We start from the raw sequence: 19,858 nt of genomic DNA, 5'->3' as shown, positions 1-19,858 counted from the left end.
CCATGAATAATGTGACCCCACTTCCCTCACGCCAACGCGCGGCGGTCGTTCAACACGACCGTGCGGGCTTCGGCGAACTTCGCGCCGAGCTACACAGCCGCGTAGCCGACCAAGACTTAGTAGCCGTTTGGGCGGAACTGCCTTTTCCTGAGCGCCGCTTGGTACTGAAAAGCGCAGGGTTAGAGGCCGATGCTACCCAGCAAATCAGCCAACTGAACAAGCCCGAGCGCGATGCAGTGCGTGCCGCCATCCACCGTATGAGCAGTTACGCCAACGGCCTGCGTGACCAGCTGCGCAACCGCACCCAGCACCCCAGCTGTGAACTGGCCAGCCACGCCCGCCAAGCCATCGTAGAAGGCAACACCAAAGCGGCACTGCACTGGCTCAGCCTGATCGAAAAGGGGGTGGCATGAATATCCAAACCACCATGGACAACCTGTTCATCACCAAGGTGCGCTTTGACAAGCTAGCCATCGCATTAGCCGAACGCGGGCATCAGATGGCTGCGGCAGAACTGCAGCGCGAACTGGACAAAATCAGCGAGCAGTTAATGCAGTTAGAGCATGTATTAAAAGCGTATCAAGTCGATATTGCCGCTACACAGATGGGTGCTAAATGAGCGCGCTGGAACAGAGCCAGCGCTTTGGCACCCGCGAATGCCGCGTATGGCGTGAGGCTAACTTTTGGGCGCCGCTGCCTAGCATCGCTGAAACACTGGCGGGCGGCTTTGTGCACGTGGCCAAGCGCCACGGTAATGCAGCGGGCAACCGGTGGTTAGCGCGCAACGCGGCCGAACTGGTCGACCCTGCCAGCATCTACCGCCGCTTTGAATCGATGGGAACCGATTTAGAGCGTGGCTATAACGCCATGGTGAAGCGTGCGCCCACGACCATCGAAGGGTTACAGCAGGCGTGCCAGTGGTTGGCCAGCGTGCAAGATCGCTTGGTAGTTCATGGCCTGAACGTGACCCACGACGATGAAGCGGTCATCAATCATGCAGACGCACAGGCCACGGCAATCGAGCGCGAACGTAGCAAGTTGATCGGCGGCATTGCTGAACATAACCGCCGCCTTCGCTTGGGTTTGCTGCCGCCCCCGCTAAACCTGAAAACGCCCAAGGCGCGCACCCTTTCCGGCCAAGCGCGTGAAATCGCGTTGCAGATAGCCGATTCCCGCAATCCGTTAAGCCCGCCATTGGGCGTCATTCCATTGATGGCAGTGTTCAACTGGTACCGCGCACCAGTTATGAGCCTATCCGTCGTCAATGAAATGGCGCTCGAAAAGGCACGCCACCGGGCGCGCCTGCATGGCATTAACCCGCCTAGCCTGAAGCTGAAAAGCAGCGTGCAACTGGCCAAGCTAACTGACCCTATTTGGTGGCGTCGGCAACTGCGCCGTTTAGGTGGCCGCCGGTTGGAACAAGTGCAGCGCGAAGCCCACCGCGTACACAAACGCGCAGGCATTTACTGCAGCAACGTCACACTCGACCGCCGCCGCTCCCAGAAGAACCGCACCCGCGCTTTGCTGGAAGCGTTGGAAGCCATCAACCAGGAAGGTCAGGTCTACACCCTGGCAGAACTGGCTGAGCTGGGCTTATCGAACCCTGACCACCGCCGGGCGGAGTTGATGCTGCGCATCCGCGATACGGAAGTGGAATCCCGTCGCTTAGGGCATGTGGGCATGTTCTACACCATCACCGCCCCCAGCCGCTTTCACCCGGTGCTTTCTCGCAGTAGCGCCCGTAACCCGAAGTATGACGGCAGCACCCCGCGTGAAGCACAGGCCTACTTGCAGCAAGTATGGGCGCGCACCCGCGCCAAGCTTGCCCGCGAAAACATCGGTGTTTATGGCATCCGTGTGGTGGAACCCCACCACGATGGCACGCCCCATTGGCATTTGTTGATATGGACTGCCCCTGAGCACGCCGACACCGTTAACGAAATTCTACGCTGCCACGCCGAAGCGGATACCCCCGAAGAGCTTTACGACCGCCGTGGCGAGAAAACCACCGCTCGGTTCAAGGTGGAAAAAATCGACTATCGACGCGGTACCGCTGCGGGGTACGTGGCCAAGTACATCTCAAAGAACATTAACGGCGAACAGTTCACCCGCGATGGTGTGCAAGACGATGACAAAGACCGCTATGGCCATGACCTCAACAGCAGCGCACCGCGCATTGAGTCGTGGGCGGCGGTGTGGGGCATTCGCCAGTTTCAGTTCGTTGGCCTACCTAGCGTCACCGTGTGGCGTGAAGTGCGCCGCCTGAATGAAAAACACATTGATGAGCTAACCGCTTGGGAAGCCGCCACCCGACCAGAAAAACGCATTGCTGGGCGCTTGGAGAAGATCCGCGCGGCGGCTAACTCCGGCCAGTGGGATCAATTCTTACGCTTGATGGGTGGCCCTAACCTGCCCCGCAAACAGCGCCCGATTAAGCCGTGGACGATGCCCCGCGTAGACCTCGACCGCCTTGAATTTAGCCACGCCACCGGCGAAGTGCATGAAGGCGTGGAAGCCAAAGGCCGCCACGGCGAAAGCAAGTTGGGCACCTTCGGCATTGTGGTTTCCGATGGCCGGGGTAACGAACACGAATACCTGACCCGCTTTTACCGCTGGCAAGTGCGCAGTAAGTCGCGCGGCCACCAGGGGGTTTCGGGAGGCGGCGAAGCCGCGTCCCCTTGGACTCGTGTCACTAACTGTACGCAGGGGCCAGATATTCAGCCCCGCGAGCCATCACCAGCAGAGCTAAAAGCCCAGCGCGAACGCCTCGCAGAGTGGAAGCGCTCAGAAATTTACCGGACTGAAGCAGAAGACGCCTTCCGAGAAGGCCAAGAAGCCATAGAAGCCGCGCGCCGTTTATTCGCCACGCCGCCAATCACTTAACCCAAGGAAGAACGATGGCAGATAACGCCGACCGCGCCGCGATCACTATCCAACAAAGCCTGGAGGCCGCCCTGGCTCGTAAAGCGAACCTTGCACAGCAAGCCGCTAGCGATGAATGCATTGATTGCGGTTATGAGATCCCCGCACAGCGCCGACAAGCCGCGCCATGGGCTGCCACTTGTATTGAGTGTCAGGGCATCCGCGAACAGAAAGCCCGACAGGGCCGATAGGTCAAAAATGAACTACTTACTAACGGCGCTCGCGCTCATCACGTTAGGCACGCTAGCCGCTATCGCACTTTTAAGCGGGGGCAAGTACCAAGATGAAAAGCGGGCAATATGTGCAACAAAATGCTCAAAAAATCACAAAATGGCCAAAAATGAGCAGTAAACTACGCAATAAAGATACAAGAAACCCGACACAGTTAACGAGCTAGATGTCTCAAACAATAAGCAGGGAGCAGAACTATGGGGACACCAAACGCATCGCCACCTAAGGGCGGCACCGTAGCAAGGCAAGCCGCCATGCTCTGTCAGGATCGCGCCTTCCAGCTCTACCTGGACCGTCGCCGCCGCGCCAAGTTTGGCATTGAGCCCAGCGCCTTACCCGACGGTACCCACAACGAACAGGACGCACGCGACTGGTTATGTGCTGCCTGCAAAATTACCAGCCGCGCGGAGCTGGATAGCAATCCCGCCGCGCGCCAATCGTTTCGTATGATTCGCAACCGCTTCAACCACTGGCGAGTTAAACAAAAAGGAGATAACCAACAATGAATACATACTTCGGATTACTCGCAGAATTTAACGGCCGTACAGAACTACCGCTGGAAGAAGTCGCGCCACGCTTCTTCGGAATTACTGCGCGAACGGCGGGCTTTCGTGCTGGAGCCCAAGCACTACCGGTACCCGCTTATCGCGCTGGAGATTCACAAAAAAGCCCATGGCTGATCAGTGCAATCGATTTGGCTCAATACATTGATGAGAAGCGTGCTGAGGCTAGGGAGCAGTGGAAGATGGTTAATGAGTAGATAGCGGGCTGCTGAAAAGCTAAGGTAAGCTAACCATTTTGAGATAGGAAGGTGTGCTTTGAAGAACGTTGCCGCGGCGCTTGCAATCGCAAACGGTAAAATCATGCTGACGCGAAGAGCGCCTGGGCAGCAGCTCGAAGGTTTCTGGGAATTCCCCGGTGGTAAGGTGGAGCCAGGTGAGACCGTTCACCAGTGCATCGAGCGGGAAATCAAAGAAGAGCTCAATCTAACATGTGTGGCTGAGCGCATTTTTCAGGAAAGCGTGTACGAGTACCCAGGCGGTGTGATTAACCTCATAGGCGTTCTCGTGACCGTCACTGGAGAGCCTGAACTACAGGTACACGACTGTCTCACATGGGCGCCGCTCACCGACCTGCTTAACTACAAACTGGCCCCCGCTGACATCCCAATCGCCAAGGAATTGATAAGCACTTATGAACTCGATTAACTCGCTTAAGCCCGGCACAGTTCTCAATAATCAAGAACTATGTGAAATATTCCAGTGCAGCCCACAAGGGGGCATGCGCCGATCTCATAAGACGAACACCCTGGTGATAGTCACTAACCATGTTGCATCGATATATGATGACCAATGGCATGGCGATACCATCCATTACACAGGAATGGGCCAAACCGGTGACATGAGCCTGAGCTTCAACCAGAACAAAACGCTCAGTGAAAGCCCCGAAAATGGCGTTTCAGTGCACCTTTTTGAAGTTTTTAAGGATAAGCAATATACCTACACAGGCGAGGTCGTCCGCGTCGCCCCTCCTTATCAGGCAACACAACCCGACTCCCAAGGCGCCCTTCGCAGCGTTTGGCTCTTTCCGTTAAAGCTGAAGGACGCCGAAGCCGTGATAATGGATGAAACGGCCGCACGTGAGTTATTCGAGCAGAAAGAGCGAAAAGCTCGCAAGCTATCTGATACCGAGCTAAGAAAACGCGCTGAGAATGCCCCCGCTCAAGTAGGAAGTCGAACAGGTCAAACTACCGTCATACCTCGATCGCCCTATATTGCTGCCTACGCTAAGCGACGTGCCAATGGGCATTGTGAGCTCTGTCAGCAACCAGCCCCTTTTGAAACCAAAAAGGGCGAGCGTTACCTGGAGTGCCACCACATTGAGTGGCTAGCCAAAGGTGGTGATGATTCTATCGAGAACACTGTTGCACTATGCCCCAACTGTCACCGGAAGATGCATGCGTTGAACCTTTCCACTGACTTAATAGCACTAAAAAATATTGCTAACGCCATGCCGACTACCTAAGTTGCAACGTTTCTGGCCTCAAATGTGTGTACCGCTTCAATACATCCCAACTTTCGTGGAGTGTGAACTGTTGCACTTCCACGATCTCATATCCTGCCTCAAACAGTCGTGAAGTGGCTTCATGGCGCAGGTCATGAAATCGTAGATCTTCGATACCTTTAGCCGCAGTTGCTGCTCGCCAGCGAGTACCTATTGATTTACCGCTATAGGGAAATATCCGCGGTTCATCTTGCTTACGCGGCTGCCGCTGGATGATAGCCATCGCTTCATGGGTAAGTTTAAAGCGTTTGTGATTGCCCCACTTTTGACGTGGATGCTTGGCATCGCGTACCCAGCATGTCATGTCATCTTCATTCAGATCATCCCAGGTAATACGTGTAATCTCTTCTTGGCGCCGCGCCGAAGCAATTGCAAAATCCATGATGTCTTCCATAGGAATAATCGCACTTGGCCGTATTTTCTGAGAGCGCTGGAAGTAAGCGCGTACTTGCTCGATCTCTTCTAGCGTTGGCCGGCGGTCCCGCGAACCAGGGCGACTAATCAGGCCCTTGCTACGTAAAAGCAGCTTCGCCGATTCAAATTCATTGAGATCCACCGGCATACGCCAAGCGGCAACTGCAGTTTTCAGAATGATACCCAGCCAGGTGATATCTTGAGCCGTGGTTGAAGGCTTAACGCCACTACGGCGCCGCATTTGGGCATGGTCAATAATCTGCTCACTACTCAACTCAGTAATTTTGACGCGGGCAATGGGAAACCGCTGCAACTGCTCAATAGTGGCCCGTTTGCTGCGCCCTGCCCCATTCGCAAATTCATGCAGGTAGCGTTCAATGGCATCGTTTAGAGTAACGCCCTTCCATTTAGCAGCTAGCACGCCACCTGGAGCAGCCAACTCAAGTTCACGGCGCTTTGCCCACTCTTCAGCCATAGCTTTTCTAGGGAATGTTTTTGTTTCTGCGTGGTCAGGTTGACCACGTCTTGCGATGCGTATTTGCACTAAATATGAGAAACTGCCGTCCTTCTTACGGCGCTTACGAATCGTTGCCATACTTGCCTCTCCGATGTACCAAATCCAAAGCGGCTCAAGTACCAGATATGTACCAACGAACCATGTAAAACGCCGCTTAACCACTGTAAATATGAACAGTTATGAATGATAACACAATCCCGCAAACCTGCATGAAGTCTGGCACTGCCCGACCTGTGCTGGATAGAACTTTCTCCGTCGCACCTATGATGGATTGGACAACTAGCGATTACCGCGCGTTTGCACGCACGTTAACCAAGCGGACATTGCTGTACACCGAGATGGTGACCACTGGTGCCATTTTGCATGGAACGCCCCGTGAGCGCTTTTTAGGCTATAGCGATGTTGAGCATCCGATTGCATTGCAGCTGGGTGGCAGCGATGCGGGAGAGCTGGCCGAGTGTGCAGCCATTGCCGAGGCCTGGGGTTACGACGAGGTCAATCTGAATGTCGGCTGCCCCAGCGACCGAGTGCAGAACAATATGATTGGCGCTTGCTTGATGGGCTACCCTGAAAAAGTGGCAGCGGCGGTGAAAGCTATGCAGGCGGCAGTGTCAATTCCGGTCACGGTTAAGTGCCGTATTGGGATTGACGATCAAGATGAAGATGCTGACTTGGCGCGATTTATTGAGATTGTGGCAGCGGCAGGTTGCAACGTCTTTACCGTTCACGCGCGCAAGGCATGGCTGCAGGGTTTGTCACCTAAGCAGAACCGGGATGTCCCCCCACTTAACTATCCCCGCGTGCATCGTTTGAAGCAAAGCCATCCTGAGCTGCATATTGGCATTAATGGGGGGATCAAAACCCTTGCCGAGTGCAAAGCCCAGCTTGAGCACGTAGACAGTGTGATGGTGGGCCGTGAGGCGTATCAGAACCCGTGGCTACTCGCTGGGGTGGATGAGCAGCTGTTTGGTGAAGCGGGGCCTGCACGCACGCGCTTGGAAGCGGCTAACGCGTTTCGCCCCTATATTCAGCAGCGGCTGGATGAAGGGGCCAAACTGAATCACATTACCCGCCATTTGCTGGGGTTATTTCAGGGCTGTCCCGGTGGCAGGCGTTTCCGTCGCCACCTGTCTGAGCACGCGCACAAAGAGGACGCGGGCCTGCGGCTTTTCGATGAAGCGCTTAGCTTAGTTCGCGAACCCGAAACAGAGACTCAGGAAGCACTACAGCCCGCATCCTAGTTGGACTGCGGGCTGCCATTAGCTACAGTCGAAACTTGCCTAGCGGCTTGAGTGCGTTAAGCGCAAAAACGCACCGCTATGGATTGCGAACGCCCTGCTCAATCCGCTCGCCGACCTCTTGATCAATATTGCGCCAGTACTCAAAAGCACGTGCTAATACAGGCTCGGTAACGCCACCGGATAAGTGTCCTACCACATTCGACACTAAGCGATCACGCTGGGCATCATCCATTACTTCACGCACTAACGCATGGGCTTGACTCCAGTCGTCATCGTCTTTTCTGAGCGTATAGGCCGCGCGTACAAACTTTCCGTCTGTCGACCAAACCGCATCTTCTGGGTAACGCTGAGCATCGGCTTTCGGCCCGCCTTTGCTATTGGGCGTATACACAGGATCGGTGGCGTGCCGAATACGCATCGCGCCACCTTGGCTATAGCTGTGCACGGGGCATTTTGGGGTATTCACTGGGATATGCTTGTAGTTCACACCCAAGCGGGCACGGTGAGCGTCAGCATAAGAGATAGAGCGTGCCAATAGCATTTTGTCCGGTGATAATCCGGTCCCCGGCACCATGTTATTAGGTTCAAACGCTGCTTGCTCAATTTCGCTATGAAAATCCGTGGGATTACGGTCGAGCGTCAGCTTACCAACTTCGATTAACGGGTAGTCTTTATGAGACCACACTTTGGTCAAGTCAAAAGGATTCACTCGGTAGGTCTTGGCATCATCAAACGGCATAATCTGCATGTTGAGCGTCCACGTAGGATAGTCGCCCCGCTTAATGGCCTCGAACAGGTCACGACGATGATAATCAGCATCACTGCCGGCCATCTGATCGGCCTGCTCTTGGGTCATGCATTTAATCCCTTGATCAGTTTTGAAGTGATACTTCACCCAAAACCGTTCTCCTTCAGCATTTACCCACATATAGGTGTGACTGGAGTAACCGTTCATGTGCCGCCACGTAGCTGGCACGCCTCGATCGCCCATCAACCATGCCACTTGGTGAGCTGACTCAGGTGCCAGTGTCCAAAAATCCCACTGCATATCGTGGTCACGCAGGCCATTATCCGCTCGGCGTTTTTGCGAGTGAATAAAGTGTTGGAATTTCATCGGGTCGCGAACAAAAAACACGGGGGTATTGTTGCCCACCATGTCGAAGTTGCCTTCTTCGGTATAAAACTTAATCGAGAAACCGCGGGGGTCGCGCCATGTGTCAGGGCTGCCGCTCTCGCCGGCGACGGTCGAAAAGCGAATCAGCACGTCAGTCTTAGTGCCCGGTTGTAGAAACTTGGCTTTGGTATAGTGGCTAACATCGTGGGTTACTTCAAAATGCCCAAAGGCACCACTCCCCTTTGCATGAGGTTGGCGGTCAGGAATCATCTCGCGGTTAAACGCCGCCATTTGTTCCATCAAATAGTGATCGTGCATAACAATGGGGCCATCAGGCCCTACTGACAGCGCATGCTCGTCGCTTGAAACCGGAATACCTGACTCATTCGTAGTGGGATGCTGGCTATCACTGCTCATAACACTTCCTCCTTGTCACATTCGACATGGCACGATCCGTACCACTGGAAAAAGGCCGCCTTTAACAGGCTATATTAATCTAAGCTAAAGCGGCCACCCCACAGGTATAGCCAACTCACGTGCATCACGCCATCTGTGACTCGGTCTCTTTTGCTATTAGGCCAATAGTTTTTAGCTATAATTTTTTAATGAAAAGCCTTTAACAATAATTTTCAACAACGGCTTGTGAGCAGATGTTCAAAGGTCTCTTTGTAGAGCACCGTTACTTAGTAACAGTGCACATCATTAGTACCGACTACCAAATACCAAAGCCCAGTACCAAAGCCCAGTACCAAAGCCCAGTACCAAAGCCCAGTACCAAAGCCCAGTACCAAAGCCCAGTACCAAAGCCCAGTATCAATACATCGCATCAGGCTGAGGCGTCAGGCTTGATTGAAAATTCTCAATCGCCGTCTCAGCTTCTTCAATCTCATCAAAACGGGCAATGTGATAAAGCGCTTCACCTTCGTTCGCTAGCGGTAGACGGCTCATACCAATAACAATGCCGTCGGCCATAGAAAGCACTTCACCTTCATCATTACCGAAGGGGTCTGCTACTTTACCGAGCACCTCGCCTTTTGCTACCCGAGCGCCTAGACGCACTTTGGGTCGTAAGATGCCGTCGATAGGTGCCCTCGCCCAGCTAGAACCATTGGCAAGTTCCGCAGGCATTGGCGAGCGGCGACGCTGCTCGCCCGCTAGCATGCCTAAACGTCGCATCACTCGTAAAACACCACGCACGCCGGGGGCAATTGCCCACTCATCAAAACGTAGCGCCTCACCGGCTTCATAAGTAAGCACCGGAATGCCACGATTTTGAGCATAGTGGCGCAGGCTACCTTCACGAAGCTCTGCATTGAGCACCACGGGAGCACCAAACGCATCAGCCATGCGCTCAGTTTCACTGCCAGGCTGCAACTGAGCACGAATTTGCGGAAGGTTGGTACGGTGAATAGCACCGGTATGCAAATCGATAATATGCGTGGCGTGATCGACAATTTCATCGCGGAATAGCGCGGCAATCCGCCCACCTAACGAGCCCTTTTCACTGCCCGGAAAACAGCGGTTCAAGTCGCGGCGGTCTGGTAAATAGCGCGTTTGCTGTAAAAAACCGAAGACATTGACGACGGGCACAGCGATTAACGTGCCACGCAAGCTATTGATTGCTTTAGAACGCAGCAAGCGACGAACAATTTCGACCCCATTAATTTCATCGCCATGAATTCCACCACACACCAGCATGACCGGGCCGTCTTTACGCCCATGCACGACTTCAACCGGAATATGAAGCTGAGTATGGGTATATAAACGTGCCACGGGCACATCAATTTGTAAGCGCTGGCCGGGCATCACAGTGTGCCCGGCCAGGGTAAAAGGAGCTCGCGCCATGCTGAAATTCCTATAGCGTGCGTAATGACGGTTTCGTTTCGAAACGGCGTTTCCAAATAAATCTTATACGCTTTTTACCGACAAATGACGAATTTGTTAACCCACGTTATGAGCTAAAGCAATTAACCATACAGTTTTGAATGTAAAAAGTGGTGCACATAAGATAAAATGGGCTTATCACGTGTCGCTTACTGAGGTTACGTTTTTATATGGCAAGAAAAACCAAAGCGGAAGCTGCTGCAACTCGCGAAGCGCTGTTGGATGCGGCTGAAGAGGTGTTTTTCGCAAAAGGCGTAGCTCGCACATCGCTGGAGCAAATTGCTCGTCATGCTGACCTAACGCGCGGTGCCGTATATTGGCATTTTAAAAATAAAGGCGACCTCTTTATGGCGCTAGTGGAGCGTGTGCGCATGCCCTTCCAGTCGCTAATGGAAGAGGTAAATAACGCCGACCCGACTATCTCACCACTCACTGCCATACAACTTGCCTGCCATGCTGGCCTAAACCGCATGGAGCAGCCATCCCATCAGCGAATTTTATCGATTCTTTTACACCGCTGTGAATTCTTTAGCGATATCAACCCGATTCAGATGCAGGACGAGATTGCAGACGAGTGTTTTGATGAAATGCTGTCGGTATTTCAACTGGCCCAACAGCAGCAGTTGCTACGCGCTGATTTAACCCCTGAGGTGGCAACGCGGCTTATGCAGGCAGCACTGGGTGGCTTGTTTCATGACTGGCTGCGAAATCCAGAATCTTTTTCATTGCGCGAACGCGGCGGTGAGCTCATCGATACATTAATCACCATGATGAAGCGCTAACCATCTCGCTGCAATGCAGCAATACACCTATACTGAGCGGATTGTCAGCATAGGATAATTTTATGGATGCATTGGAATTTGTTCGTATCCGCGAACTTGATATCGCTGTGCGCATTTGGAATCCCGACGCCCCCCGCACGCTGATGGCATGGCATGGCCTTGCGCGCCACGGCGGTGATTTCGAAGCCCTAGCCCATCAACTGGGCAGCGAATGGCGTATTCTTGCACCAGATACGCCCGGGCGCGGCCTTTCCAGTTGGTCACTGTTTCCTGCCCACGATTATCTCTACAGCCACTACATGACCGTGGCGATAGGCGTACTAGATCATTTTCAATTAAAGCAGGTCGACTGGCTGGGCACTTCCATGGGCGGGCTATTAGGCATGCTGCTGGCTGCTGACAAAACACATCAACATCGGATTTCTAGGCTTATTCTGAACGATGTTGGGCCTGAGTTGAATAAAGACGGCCTAATCGCGCTCTCCAGTTATTTCAGCCTAACCCACCGCTTTACGAGCTTTGTAGACCTACAAAAAGAGCTGACACAGCACTACGCAAGCTTTGGAATTACCACCGATGATGAATGGCGAGCACTGGCATTAGGAAGCGCACGACGCCTCCCTGATGGTAGCTGGACCTATCACTTCGACCCTCGTATTGGCGAGCAATTCATCCATGACACACCGCGAGACACATGGGCAGATTGGGCAAATATTCACTGCCCAGTGATGGTGATTCGAGGTGCCGAATCAACGTTACTGGATGCCGAAACGCTGCCACGTATGAAAGAGGTGCAACCCGGCTTAGTCACTTTCACCGCACCAGGCTGTGGCCATGCTCCTATGCTCAATCATTCCGAACAAGTAACACCGCTTCGTCAGTTTCTCGACACGCCACTAAGCGCTTTCCCCCACAGCAACCCAACAAGCGCCTCCTCTCCTTCGCATCCTATTGGCCAGTGGTTCATTAAGCAGTGGCGGCGCCTATTTGGCTAGACAATACGTTGGCTAGACAACATTCGCTAGGTGGAATAGCCGTTCGAATGATGCTTGCGATGCAAGCGAAGCTTATTTACGCGAACGCGCGTATCAAGATATTGTTGCTCAAGCACACTGCGATACGCGCCTTCGCTAGCAAGATACTTCACAAGCACCCGCCGCTCGCCAGCTTGCGGACAGTCTCCCGCTTTGCAATGCAATTTGACTGCGCTGCTGGGTTCGTTTTCCAGCTGAGCAGATGCATATTCATCATTTTGACGTTCTGAAACAACGACAGTAGCGCCTAATAAACAGCGACGTTTGAACGGCTGATAGCGATGAAGCGCGCGTTGTAATGAATGGCACACGGCTGCCGCAACTGGGGACGCAACCGCAAATGAGATCCACAGCACGAGCACACCGACAGGCACCCTCAACATACCCAGCGATAACCAGCGGAGGACTAATAACTCAATAGCCAACGAAATAGCACCCGCAAACAGTACCAAGAAGCTTAATGCAAGCGTGGCAGGCACACCTGCAAAGCCGAGTGATACCAGTGTACTGGCCATATGATCGTCGCGTAGACTATCGCGCTCAAATAGCTCCAACGGCGCAAGCCTGACCAGCACCAGTAACCAGTAGAGCGCTATCAAAGCCAACAAGAAGGTAAAAACAACTGTTGGAAATTGCAGTACGGCGGAAACAAGTGATTGCATCATGGCGTGTTCTCCTCCAGACAAAGCCTGGTGATGTTTTCGCTTGACGTTATATTTATTAGCACAAGCTAAAAACAGGGTCTCTTTTAGCGTAGACCACCTTACGCGTTTATGTGTTTATCTAACTTGACTCTCATCACTTATCGACAAAAAGCTAAGACTGCGCATTGTACGAAAACTGCCTCAACTTAACCGCGCGTATGTGACGACAGGCTGAGGCAGCTCATTAACTGAAATGAATTATTTTAAATCAGCGACGCCCTCGCAACTTATCCCTTAATGCTTGCAACTGGCTTTTAACTTCATCAAGGGTATGGTTTTCGCCCAACAAACTACGAACAGCCTGAAGCTGATGCTCAAACAGCCCATGATTGCGAAGATCGTCAGGGATTTCTTCTCGGCCAAGCGGCAGGATATTCTCGAAGTAGGTTCCCCCCAGAATACGCCGTAAAACGCCTTCACCCAAAAATGCTTCGTCACTGTTCAAAGTGCGAGTTGCCCGCAGCAAGCGACGCACATCGTATTGACCAGGATAAATGTCAGGCACCTGCTTCTTTAGCCCTAGTAAGCTATAAACACCCATACGGGCAGTCCTTACCGAGCTTTCCAGTGTGAACACGACATCGTTATGAGTTTCTACAAACTGCCCCATGCAGGCAAGGTTGGTGCAACCTTCAGGCACTACGCGGGGGCGATCCCCCTTGGCTCTTGGCATGAATTGAGCGGTGATATAAGGCATTAGCGCGATACGTGTTTTGGTGGCAGCCAGTATGGTGTCGAGCTGATCAATCAAGCCAAGGTGATAGCACATCTCGGTCAGCACTTCTTTCCCAGTGCACTCAGGCATTGGCTTTTTGACATAATCGCCGGGCTTGTCCATCAACAATGCGTATGTCCATAGCACAATCACATCATCGGGCTGGTCGGGGAAGTGTGGCTGGCGATTACAGGTAAAGCTCATTAACCAGGAAGAGTCTGTAAAGGTGATAATCCCGCCTGTAGCCGTGAATCCTGAATAAGGATCATTAACCGACAGTTCTTTAAGTTTATCCATCAGAGGCGAAGGCTTACAGGTAAGCGTTACTGACTCCCAGGTAGAGCGTGGAACGTCTCCGCAGAACTTTTCTGGCTTCCCGAAGATATCGGATTTTTCTGCGAGATTCTTCCACAGTTGCCAGCCTGATCCCTCGCCAGTCTGCACGTTGTCTTTCAACTGTGGAACGGTGTCATCATCGCCATAAGCAGTATCTTCGGTCATCGAACCAGTGGTGACAAACACCAAGTCGCGGGGGCCGATCGGGATAGTTTTACCGCCGTTACTGCCATGGCACTGAATCGTGGTGACGGTTCTCCTGCCGCCTTCCAGAGTCTCCATGTCTAAATTTTCGACAACCGTGTCGTACTCAACCTTCACCCCCTGATTCTTCAGCCAACTCATCAGTGGTCGAACAAAACTGTCGTACTGGTTGTACTTTGGAAACACCAGTGACGTCATGTCGTTAAGCCCATCCATCAAGTGCAAAAAGCGATGCATGTAAAGCTTCATTTCGAGTACTGAATGCCAGTTTTGAAAGGCAAACATCGTGCGCCAGAAGGTATAGAAATTAGTTTCCAGGAATCCCTCACTGAACCACTGCTCTACCGTGACATCATCCAGATCCTCTTTGCGCGCTAGCAGAAGCTTGACGACTTCCAACTGCTGGCGTTTGGAGAGGTTCATGGTGGAAAAGTCTTTGATCTGACCCTGCTTTTCCAACAGGCGCGCTTTTGACCAGTTTTTGTCGGCGTCATTCACGATGCGGTACTCATCTAGCACCGTAAATGGTGGCGGTAACTCCAGAGCCGGTATTTCCGAGAAGACGTCCCAGAAATTCTGGTAGGTCATCTCCATTTCACGACCTCCACGCACGATATAGCCTTCTTCCGCGTTGCCAGCACCATCCAGCGAGCCACCTTCTATGCTCTGCTCCTCTAGGAAAGTGATATTGCCAGCCGGCATGTGGCCGTCACGAATAAGGAAGAAGGCAGCAGACAACCCTGCAATGCCGCCGCCAACGATCCAGGCATGACGCCCCTCAATACCGTCGGTTGGAAGCGGGCGATTGTTGGTGTAGCTGCCATGCAGATCGGCGGGTGGAAATGGCGTGTCGACACCGTTGTGTAAGTGTCTTGATGAGGCGTCTGGCGCAATATCGAGAGGCTGCCTCTCTAGTGCATCAATATGGGCTTTTAGCGTTGAACCAGATGCTGTTGAGGCGTTAGATTTACTCATTGATAGATATCCTTTTCTGGGTAGCCACTATCAATTAAGTGTAGTTTAAAAAACTCACTAAACGCTTAAAACCATAAATAATTAATATAAAAATCCGCCTAAGCAGCAGTATTTATTACAAGCATCGGAAATAACAGAGATAACACATTCAAAAAAACGGGCACCCTGAAAACAGGGTGCCCGCTAGCAAGTCGCTAAACAGCGTTACGGTTGGTCGTGACTTAGCGCTGCCTGCTCGTTGTTACCATCCCGGTCAGGGTGGCGTTTGCGATAGAGCCAATCGGAGACCGTGGCAATCATTGCGTAGAAGCTTGGAATAAACAGGCTTCCTAGCACGGCAACAGATGCCATACCGACCGCAACGGTGGTACCTATGTGGTGACTGCTCACATCACTTGCGCCAGAGGCCAGTGCCAACGGCAAGGTGCCGAAGATAAAGGCCAGCGAGGTCATAACGATAGGACGGAAACGAAGCTCCGCGGCGGTAATCGCTGCTTCACGAATCGATTTACCCTGCTCTTTGCGCTGCATCTCAGCAAACTCGACAATTAATATCGCGTTCTTAGCAGCCAAACCAACGACCACCAGCATCCCAATCTGGACATAAACACTGGTGTCCAGGCCGCGCAACACAATGCCACCAATCCCTCCTAGGAAGGCGAACGGCGTTGCGGTCAGTACCGCGAGAGGAAGCGACCAACTCTCATACTGTGCCGCAAGGATCAAGAACACCATCAAGATACCAAACACGATGGCAAGCGTGGCGGTATTACCAAGGTTAGACTCTTGGTACGCCGTACCTGTCCAGCCCATGCCCCAGTTTCTACCTAACGTTTCTTGAACCACTTCCTCCATGGCTTCGATAGCCTGGGCAGAGCTGTAACCTGGCGCAGGGTTGCCTTGGAACTGTGCACCCGCATAAACCCCGAAACGGGAGACTACCGATGGACCAGTTTGGCGTTCAAGCGTTACAAACTCGGAAAGAGGAATGCGCTCACCATTGCCGCCGCGCACATAAACGCTGCTGACATCATCCGGTGTTTTACGGAATTCATCTTCGTTCTGTAGATAGACCTGGAAATTGCGGTTTTGATAGCTAAAGAAGTTAACAAAACCATTACCAAAGGTATTGGCGAGTGCAGAGTTGATATTCTCAAGAGCAACGCCGTAACTGAGTGCTTTTTGCTGGTCTATTTCCGCACGGTAAGAAGGCACGTTGACATTAAATGTCGAGAATACTCGGCTCAGCGCCGGGTGTTGGTTAGCTGCCTGCATAATTTGTAATGACGCTTCATAAAGTTCACGTGTGGAAGCGCCCTCAAAAGATTGCAAATAGCCAGTGAAACCGCCCGTTGTAGAGAGGCCCATTATCGGCGGCACGTTAAATGCCATTGCCGAACCACCATCAATACTCGCACCCAGCTGCATGATACGGCCTACTAACTCATTTGCCGTTAGGTCTCGTTCAGCCCAGGTTTTCATGTTGATAAACATGATGCCACGCGCCGTATTAACGGCACTCGATAAAATGTCATAACCTGCGACCGCAGAGGAGTACTCAACGCCTGGAATGGCTTCTATCTGTGAACTGAGCTCGGCCATGTAGGCTTGCGTTCGGCTAAGTGACGCAGCATCTGGCAAGGAAACGCTGACCAGCACGATACCTTGGTCAGTTTCCGGCACTAGCGTGGAAGGCGTATTCGCGTAGAGCCAGTAAGAACCAGCACCGACCGCCACGGTTAGCGCGAGCGCTAACACCCAGAAGCGCACCAATTTTTTCACGAACCACATATAAACGGCGGTAAAACCGGCGAAGAAGCGATCAAACAGACGCAGCGGCGTGGTAATAGCACGCCGGAACGCGGACTGTTTCGTTTTATGCAGGTTATGCTTAATGAAAATAGCTGACAACGCGGGGGTGAACGTCAGTGCCATCAACGCTGACAGCGCCACCGATATTGCCACAGTAATCGCAAACTGCTGATAAATTTGCCCGGTAAAACCACCCAGGAAGGCCACCGGCACAAATACCGCCGCCATAATCAGCGATGTGGCAATAACCGGACCACCCACCTCTTTCATCGCGCGAATAGTCGCATCACGTACCGAGATATCGTCTTCTTCGCTCAGTACCCGCTCGACGTTCTCGACCACCAGAATCGCATCATCCACCACGATGCCTATCGATAACACCAGGGCGAAAAGCGTTAGCAGGTTGATTGAGAAGCCAAATAAGTAGAAGCCCGCAAAGGTGCCGATAACCGACACCGGCACGACCGACATAGCAATGACCGTAAAACGCCAGTTCTGCAAGAAGATAAACAGAATAACGATAACGATCAGGAACGCTTCGATGAAGGTCTTTAATACGGTTTCTACAGATGCATCAATAAACAGAGTGGTGTCGTAAGGCGTTACATACTCAAGCCCTGGCGGGAAACGCCCGGAAAGCTCTTCCATGGTGGTGCGTACCGCATCAGCGGTTTCCAATGCGTTGGCACCAGGCTGCTGGTTAATAATAATGGGCGTCATGGTGGCGCCGTTTAAACGAGCATCCACGCCATAAAACGAGGCACCCAGCTCAATACGCGCCACATCTTCTAAACGTAGCGAAGAACCGTCCGGATTGGTGCGTAGAAAGATATTGCGAAAATCATCAGTGCCCGACAAACGCCCACCGGCGGTAATCGTATAGGTATAAGCGCGCGGTTCGCTTTGTGGCGTTGCCGCTAAGTTACCCGCGGGAATCTCGGTGTTCTGCGCGCGAATAGCACTGGCCACTTCGCTTGGCGTAAGGTTGTACTGAGCCAGCTTATCGGGGTCCATCCATACCCGCATCGCAAACTCACCGCCGCCCAGTACTTCGGCATTACCTACACCTGGCACTTGGCGTAATTCATCCAAGATATTAAGCGTGGCATAGTTCTGCATGTAGATCTTGTTGTAGTCACCGCTGGGTGACGTCAAGGCAACAAGCATCAAAATAGAGTCAGAGCGTAATTCGACCGTCACTCCTTGAGACTGAACTGCCTCGGGTAACTGCGAAAGTGCGCCCTGCACCCGGTTGTTCACGTTAATGGTATTGATATCACCATCCGTGCCGATATTGAATGCCACGCTCAGGCTCATGGTACCGTTATCAGCGCTGTTAGAGGTCATGTAAAGCATGTCCTCAACACCATTGATAGCCTCAGCAAGCGGAGCAGCTACAGTTTGCGCAACCGTTTCAGCATCTGCACCGGGGAACTGGGCCTGCACTGACACTGTGGGGGGAACAACGCTGGGATACTGCTCAATCGGCAGTATTCGCATCGCCATCGTACCTACCAGCGTCAAGATAATCGCCAAAACGGTGGCGAAAATCGGTCGGCTGATAAAGAAGTTGGAAAAGTTCATTATTGCGCGCCCTCTTCCCCTTCAGCGGGCTGTGCGTCCGCTGCCCCTTCCTGCATTGCCTCTGCCTGCTCAGCTTCTTGCTGGGCGTCTTCCTGCTCAGCCTCTTCAACGATATCGGCAGCACTACCCTCAAACGGTTGAGGATCAATTGCCATTCCTGGCTCCAAACCAGCGGGGTCGCCTACGATGACACGCTCACCAGCGGTAAGGCCATCACGAATGATTTGCCATGGGCCAGCCACTTCACCGAGTTGAACCGTACGCTCGCGAGCTTTATTTTCATCATCAACAATAAAGACCTGCGGCCCCATCAGCCCCTGAGTAACAGCAATTTCCGGCACCGCCAGCACATCAAAACGCTTCAAGCCTTCAATACGAACCCGTACGAACTGACCAGGCAACACAGCACCATCAGGATTCGCAAACGTTGCTGACGCTTGAACCGTACTAGTACCGGTATCAACACGAGAACCCAGGAAGTTTAAACGACCTTCAAGCTCAGTGCTGTCACCACCATACTGTCCTGGCACGCTTAAACGCGCGGTAATGTCTGATGCGTTACCGCTCTCACCCAGTTGTCGACGCAACTCAAAGGCATCGCGCTGAGGTAGTTGAAAACGAACTTCAAGAGGATCAAGCGGCGTAATAGTGGCTAACTCAGTTCCTGGCGTCACCAAATTACCAACGTTTATCTGGCTTAAGCTGATCATGCCAGACACGGGTGCCGTAACGTTTGAGTACCCTAAATCAAGGTTAGCGCTGGATAACGCAGCGTCTGCTTGAGCAACATTAGCTTGGGCAACACGCTGGTCAGCCAGTGCCTGATCATATTGCTGACGACTCACCGAATTTTGGCTTAACAATTGCTCAAAACGCTGCGCATCGCGCTGAGCTCGGGCTAGTTCAGCGCGCGCACTTTGCAAGTCAGCCTCACGCTGGTTGACCGTTGCTTGGTAAAGGTCTGGCTCAATGGTGTAAAGGCGATCACCCTGCTCTACCAGTTGACCTGGCTCAAAATGGCGCTCTTCAAGAAACCCGTTTACCCGCGCTACAAGTGTGACCTCACTGTCGCTGCGCAGCAGGGATGGATAGGATTTATCAAGAGGAATATCCTGACGAGCTATTTCAGCTACTTCTACCGCATGCGGTGGAGCTTCCTGCTGTTCGGCCTGCTGTTCCTGAGGCTGCTCCTGGCCGCATGCGGCTAGCGCCAATGCAGCTATCAGCGTCACTAGACTCGCTCGACCTGAGTGAATCGTCTTCTTCATACGTCGGTTTCCCATTAATCTTTTCAACATTGACGGATAGCAGCACAGCGCGTGTTT

At 52.7% G+C, this 19,858-nt stretch carries 18 protein-coding genes; 11 read left to right on the top strand and 7 right to left on the bottom strand.

The features are described from left to right. The first annotated feature begins 2 nt into the window (after nt 1-2). The 8 genes from B6A39_RS04855 (at nt 3) to B6A39_RS04820 (ending at nt 5,178) form a co-directional block, all read left to right on the top strand. Entirely contained in the window at nt 3-413 is a 411-nt protein-coding gene (locus B6A39_RS04855) for a hypothetical protein (RefSeq protein WP_083001927.1), read from the top strand. Then, the gene (locus B6A39_RS04850) at nt 410-619 is read left to right on the top strand and encodes a hypothetical protein (RefSeq protein WP_083001924.1); all 210 of its coding nucleotides are present in this window, start codon (nt 410-412) and stop codon (nt 617-619) included. The genes B6A39_RS04855 and B6A39_RS04850 overlap by 4 nt, the downstream gene beginning before the upstream one ends. Continuing rightward, complete coding sequence (locus B6A39_RS04845; protein ID WP_083001922.1) at nt 616-2,883, top strand: replication endonuclease; 2,268 nt, start codon at nt 616-618, stop codon at nt 2,881-2,883. The genes B6A39_RS04850 and B6A39_RS04845 overlap by 4 nt, the downstream gene beginning before the upstream one ends. Nucleotides 2,884-2,897: 14 nt before the next feature. Then, nucleotides 2,898-3,113: a TraR/DksA C4-type zinc finger protein gene (locus B6A39_RS04840; protein WP_083001919.1), complete on the top strand. Its 216-nt coding sequence runs from the start codon at nt 2,898-2,900 to the stop codon at nt 3,111-3,113. A 237-nt stretch (nt 3,114-3,350) separates the two neighbouring features. Further along, nucleotides 3,351-3,659 (top strand): hypothetical protein, encoded by a 309-nt coding sequence (locus tag B6A39_RS04835; protein WP_083001916.1) that lies wholly within the window; start codon nt 3,351-3,353, stop codon nt 3,657-3,659. Further along, complete coding sequence (locus B6A39_RS04830) at nt 3,656-3,913, top strand: pyocin activator PrtN family protein (protein WP_083001914.1); 258 nt, start codon at nt 3,656-3,658, stop codon at nt 3,911-3,913. Before B6A39_RS04835 ends, B6A39_RS04830 begins: the two co-directional genes overlap by 4 nt. 58 nt (nt 3,914-3,971) lie before the next feature. Continuing rightward, nucleotides 3,972-4,361: a (deoxy)nucleoside triphosphate pyrophosphohydrolase gene (locus tag B6A39_RS04825; RefSeq protein WP_083001912.1), complete on the top strand. Its 390-nt coding sequence runs from the start codon at nt 3,972-3,974 to the stop codon at nt 4,359-4,361. A 73-nt stretch (nt 4,362-4,434) separates the two neighbouring features. Next, nucleotides 4,435-5,178 carry an HNH endonuclease gene (locus B6A39_RS04820; protein ID WP_232318750.1) on the top strand — a complete coding sequence of 248 codons (744 nt, stop codon included), beginning with the start codon at nt 4,435-4,437 and terminating at the stop codon, nt 5,176-5,178. Here the strand turns inward: B6A39_RS04820 and B6A39_RS04815 are convergent. Continuing rightward, a complete protein-coding gene (locus B6A39_RS04815; RefSeq protein WP_083001907.1) occupies nt 5,171-6,226 on the bottom strand; it encodes a tyrosine-type recombinase/integrase in 1,056 nt (351 codons plus the stop codon). The two genes, B6A39_RS04820 and B6A39_RS04815, sit on opposite strands and share 8 nt — an antisense overlap. A 131-nt stretch (nt 6,227-6,357) precedes the next feature. On the opposite strand from B6A39_RS04815, the gene dusA reads away from it, so the two are divergent. After that, nucleotides 6,358-7,389, top strand: a complete 1,032-nt coding sequence (gene dusA, locus B6A39_RS04810) for a tRNA dihydrouridine(20/20a) synthase DusA (RefSeq protein WP_083007848.1) — start codon at nt 6,358-6,360, stop codon at nt 7,387-7,389. A gap of 76 nt (nt 7,390-7,465) precedes the next feature. On the opposite strand, the gene B6A39_RS04805 is transcribed toward dusA, so the two are convergent. Together B6A39_RS04805 and B6A39_RS04800 are read right to left on the bottom strand one after the other, a co-directional pair. Then, on the bottom strand, nt 7,466-8,920 hold the full coding sequence (locus tag B6A39_RS04805) for a catalase (protein ID WP_083001905.1): 1,455 nt from the start codon (nt 8,918-8,920) through the stop codon (nt 7,466-7,468). Between the two features lie 396 nt (nt 8,921-9,316). After that, the gene (locus B6A39_RS04800) at nt 9,317-10,348 is read right to left on the bottom strand and encodes a succinylglutamate desuccinylase/aspartoacylase family protein (protein WP_009722500.1); all 1,032 of its coding nucleotides are present in this window, start codon (nt 10,346-10,348) and stop codon (nt 9,317-9,319) included. 209 nt (nt 10,349-10,557) lie between these two features. Between B6A39_RS04800 and B6A39_RS04795 the strand changes: the two genes are divergently transcribed. After that, a complete protein-coding gene (locus B6A39_RS04795) occupies nt 10,558-11,169 on the top strand; it encodes a TetR family transcriptional regulator (RefSeq protein ID WP_083001903.1) in 612 nt (203 codons plus the stop codon). Nucleotides 11,170-11,231: 62 nt separating this feature from the next. Further along, nucleotides 11,232-12,164, top strand: a complete 933-nt coding sequence (locus B6A39_RS04790; RefSeq protein ID WP_083001901.1) for an alpha/beta fold hydrolase — start codon at nt 11,232-11,234, stop codon at nt 12,162-12,164. 26 nt (nt 12,165-12,190) lie between these two features. Here the strand turns inward: B6A39_RS04790 and B6A39_RS04785 are convergent, their stop codons facing one another. The 4 genes from B6A39_RS04785 to B6A39_RS04770 all read right to left on the bottom strand — a co-directional run bounded on the left by B6A39_RS04785 (nt 12,191) and on the right by B6A39_RS04770 (nt 19,801). Then, nucleotides 12,191-12,865 (bottom strand): hypothetical protein, encoded by a 675-nt coding sequence (locus B6A39_RS04785; protein WP_083007847.1) that lies wholly within the window; start codon nt 12,863-12,865, stop codon nt 12,191-12,193. 250 nt (nt 12,866-13,115) lie between these two features. After that, entirely contained in the window at nt 13,116-15,137 is a 2,022-nt protein-coding gene (locus B6A39_RS04780; RefSeq protein WP_083001899.1) for an oleate hydratase, read from the bottom strand. Between the two features lie 204 nt (nt 15,138-15,341). Continuing rightward, a complete protein-coding gene (locus tag B6A39_RS04775) occupies nt 15,342-18,533 on the bottom strand; it encodes an efflux RND transporter permease subunit (RefSeq protein ID WP_083001897.1) in 3,192 nt (1,063 codons plus the stop codon). Next, nucleotides 18,533-19,801, bottom strand: a complete 1,269-nt coding sequence (locus B6A39_RS04770) for an efflux RND transporter periplasmic adaptor subunit (RefSeq protein WP_083001895.1) — start codon at nt 19,799-19,801, stop codon at nt 18,533-18,535. The genes B6A39_RS04775 and B6A39_RS04770 overlap by 1 nt, the downstream gene beginning before the upstream one ends. Nucleotides 19,802-19,858: the final 57 nt, after the last annotated feature.

The organism is Halomonas sp. GT (assembly GCF_002082565.1).
Lineage (GTDB): Bacteria > Pseudomonadota > Gammaproteobacteria > Pseudomonadales > Halomonadaceae > Vreelandella.
Note: the sequence above shows the minus strand (reverse complement) of the source record. Positions and strands in the feature narration are given on the sequence as shown.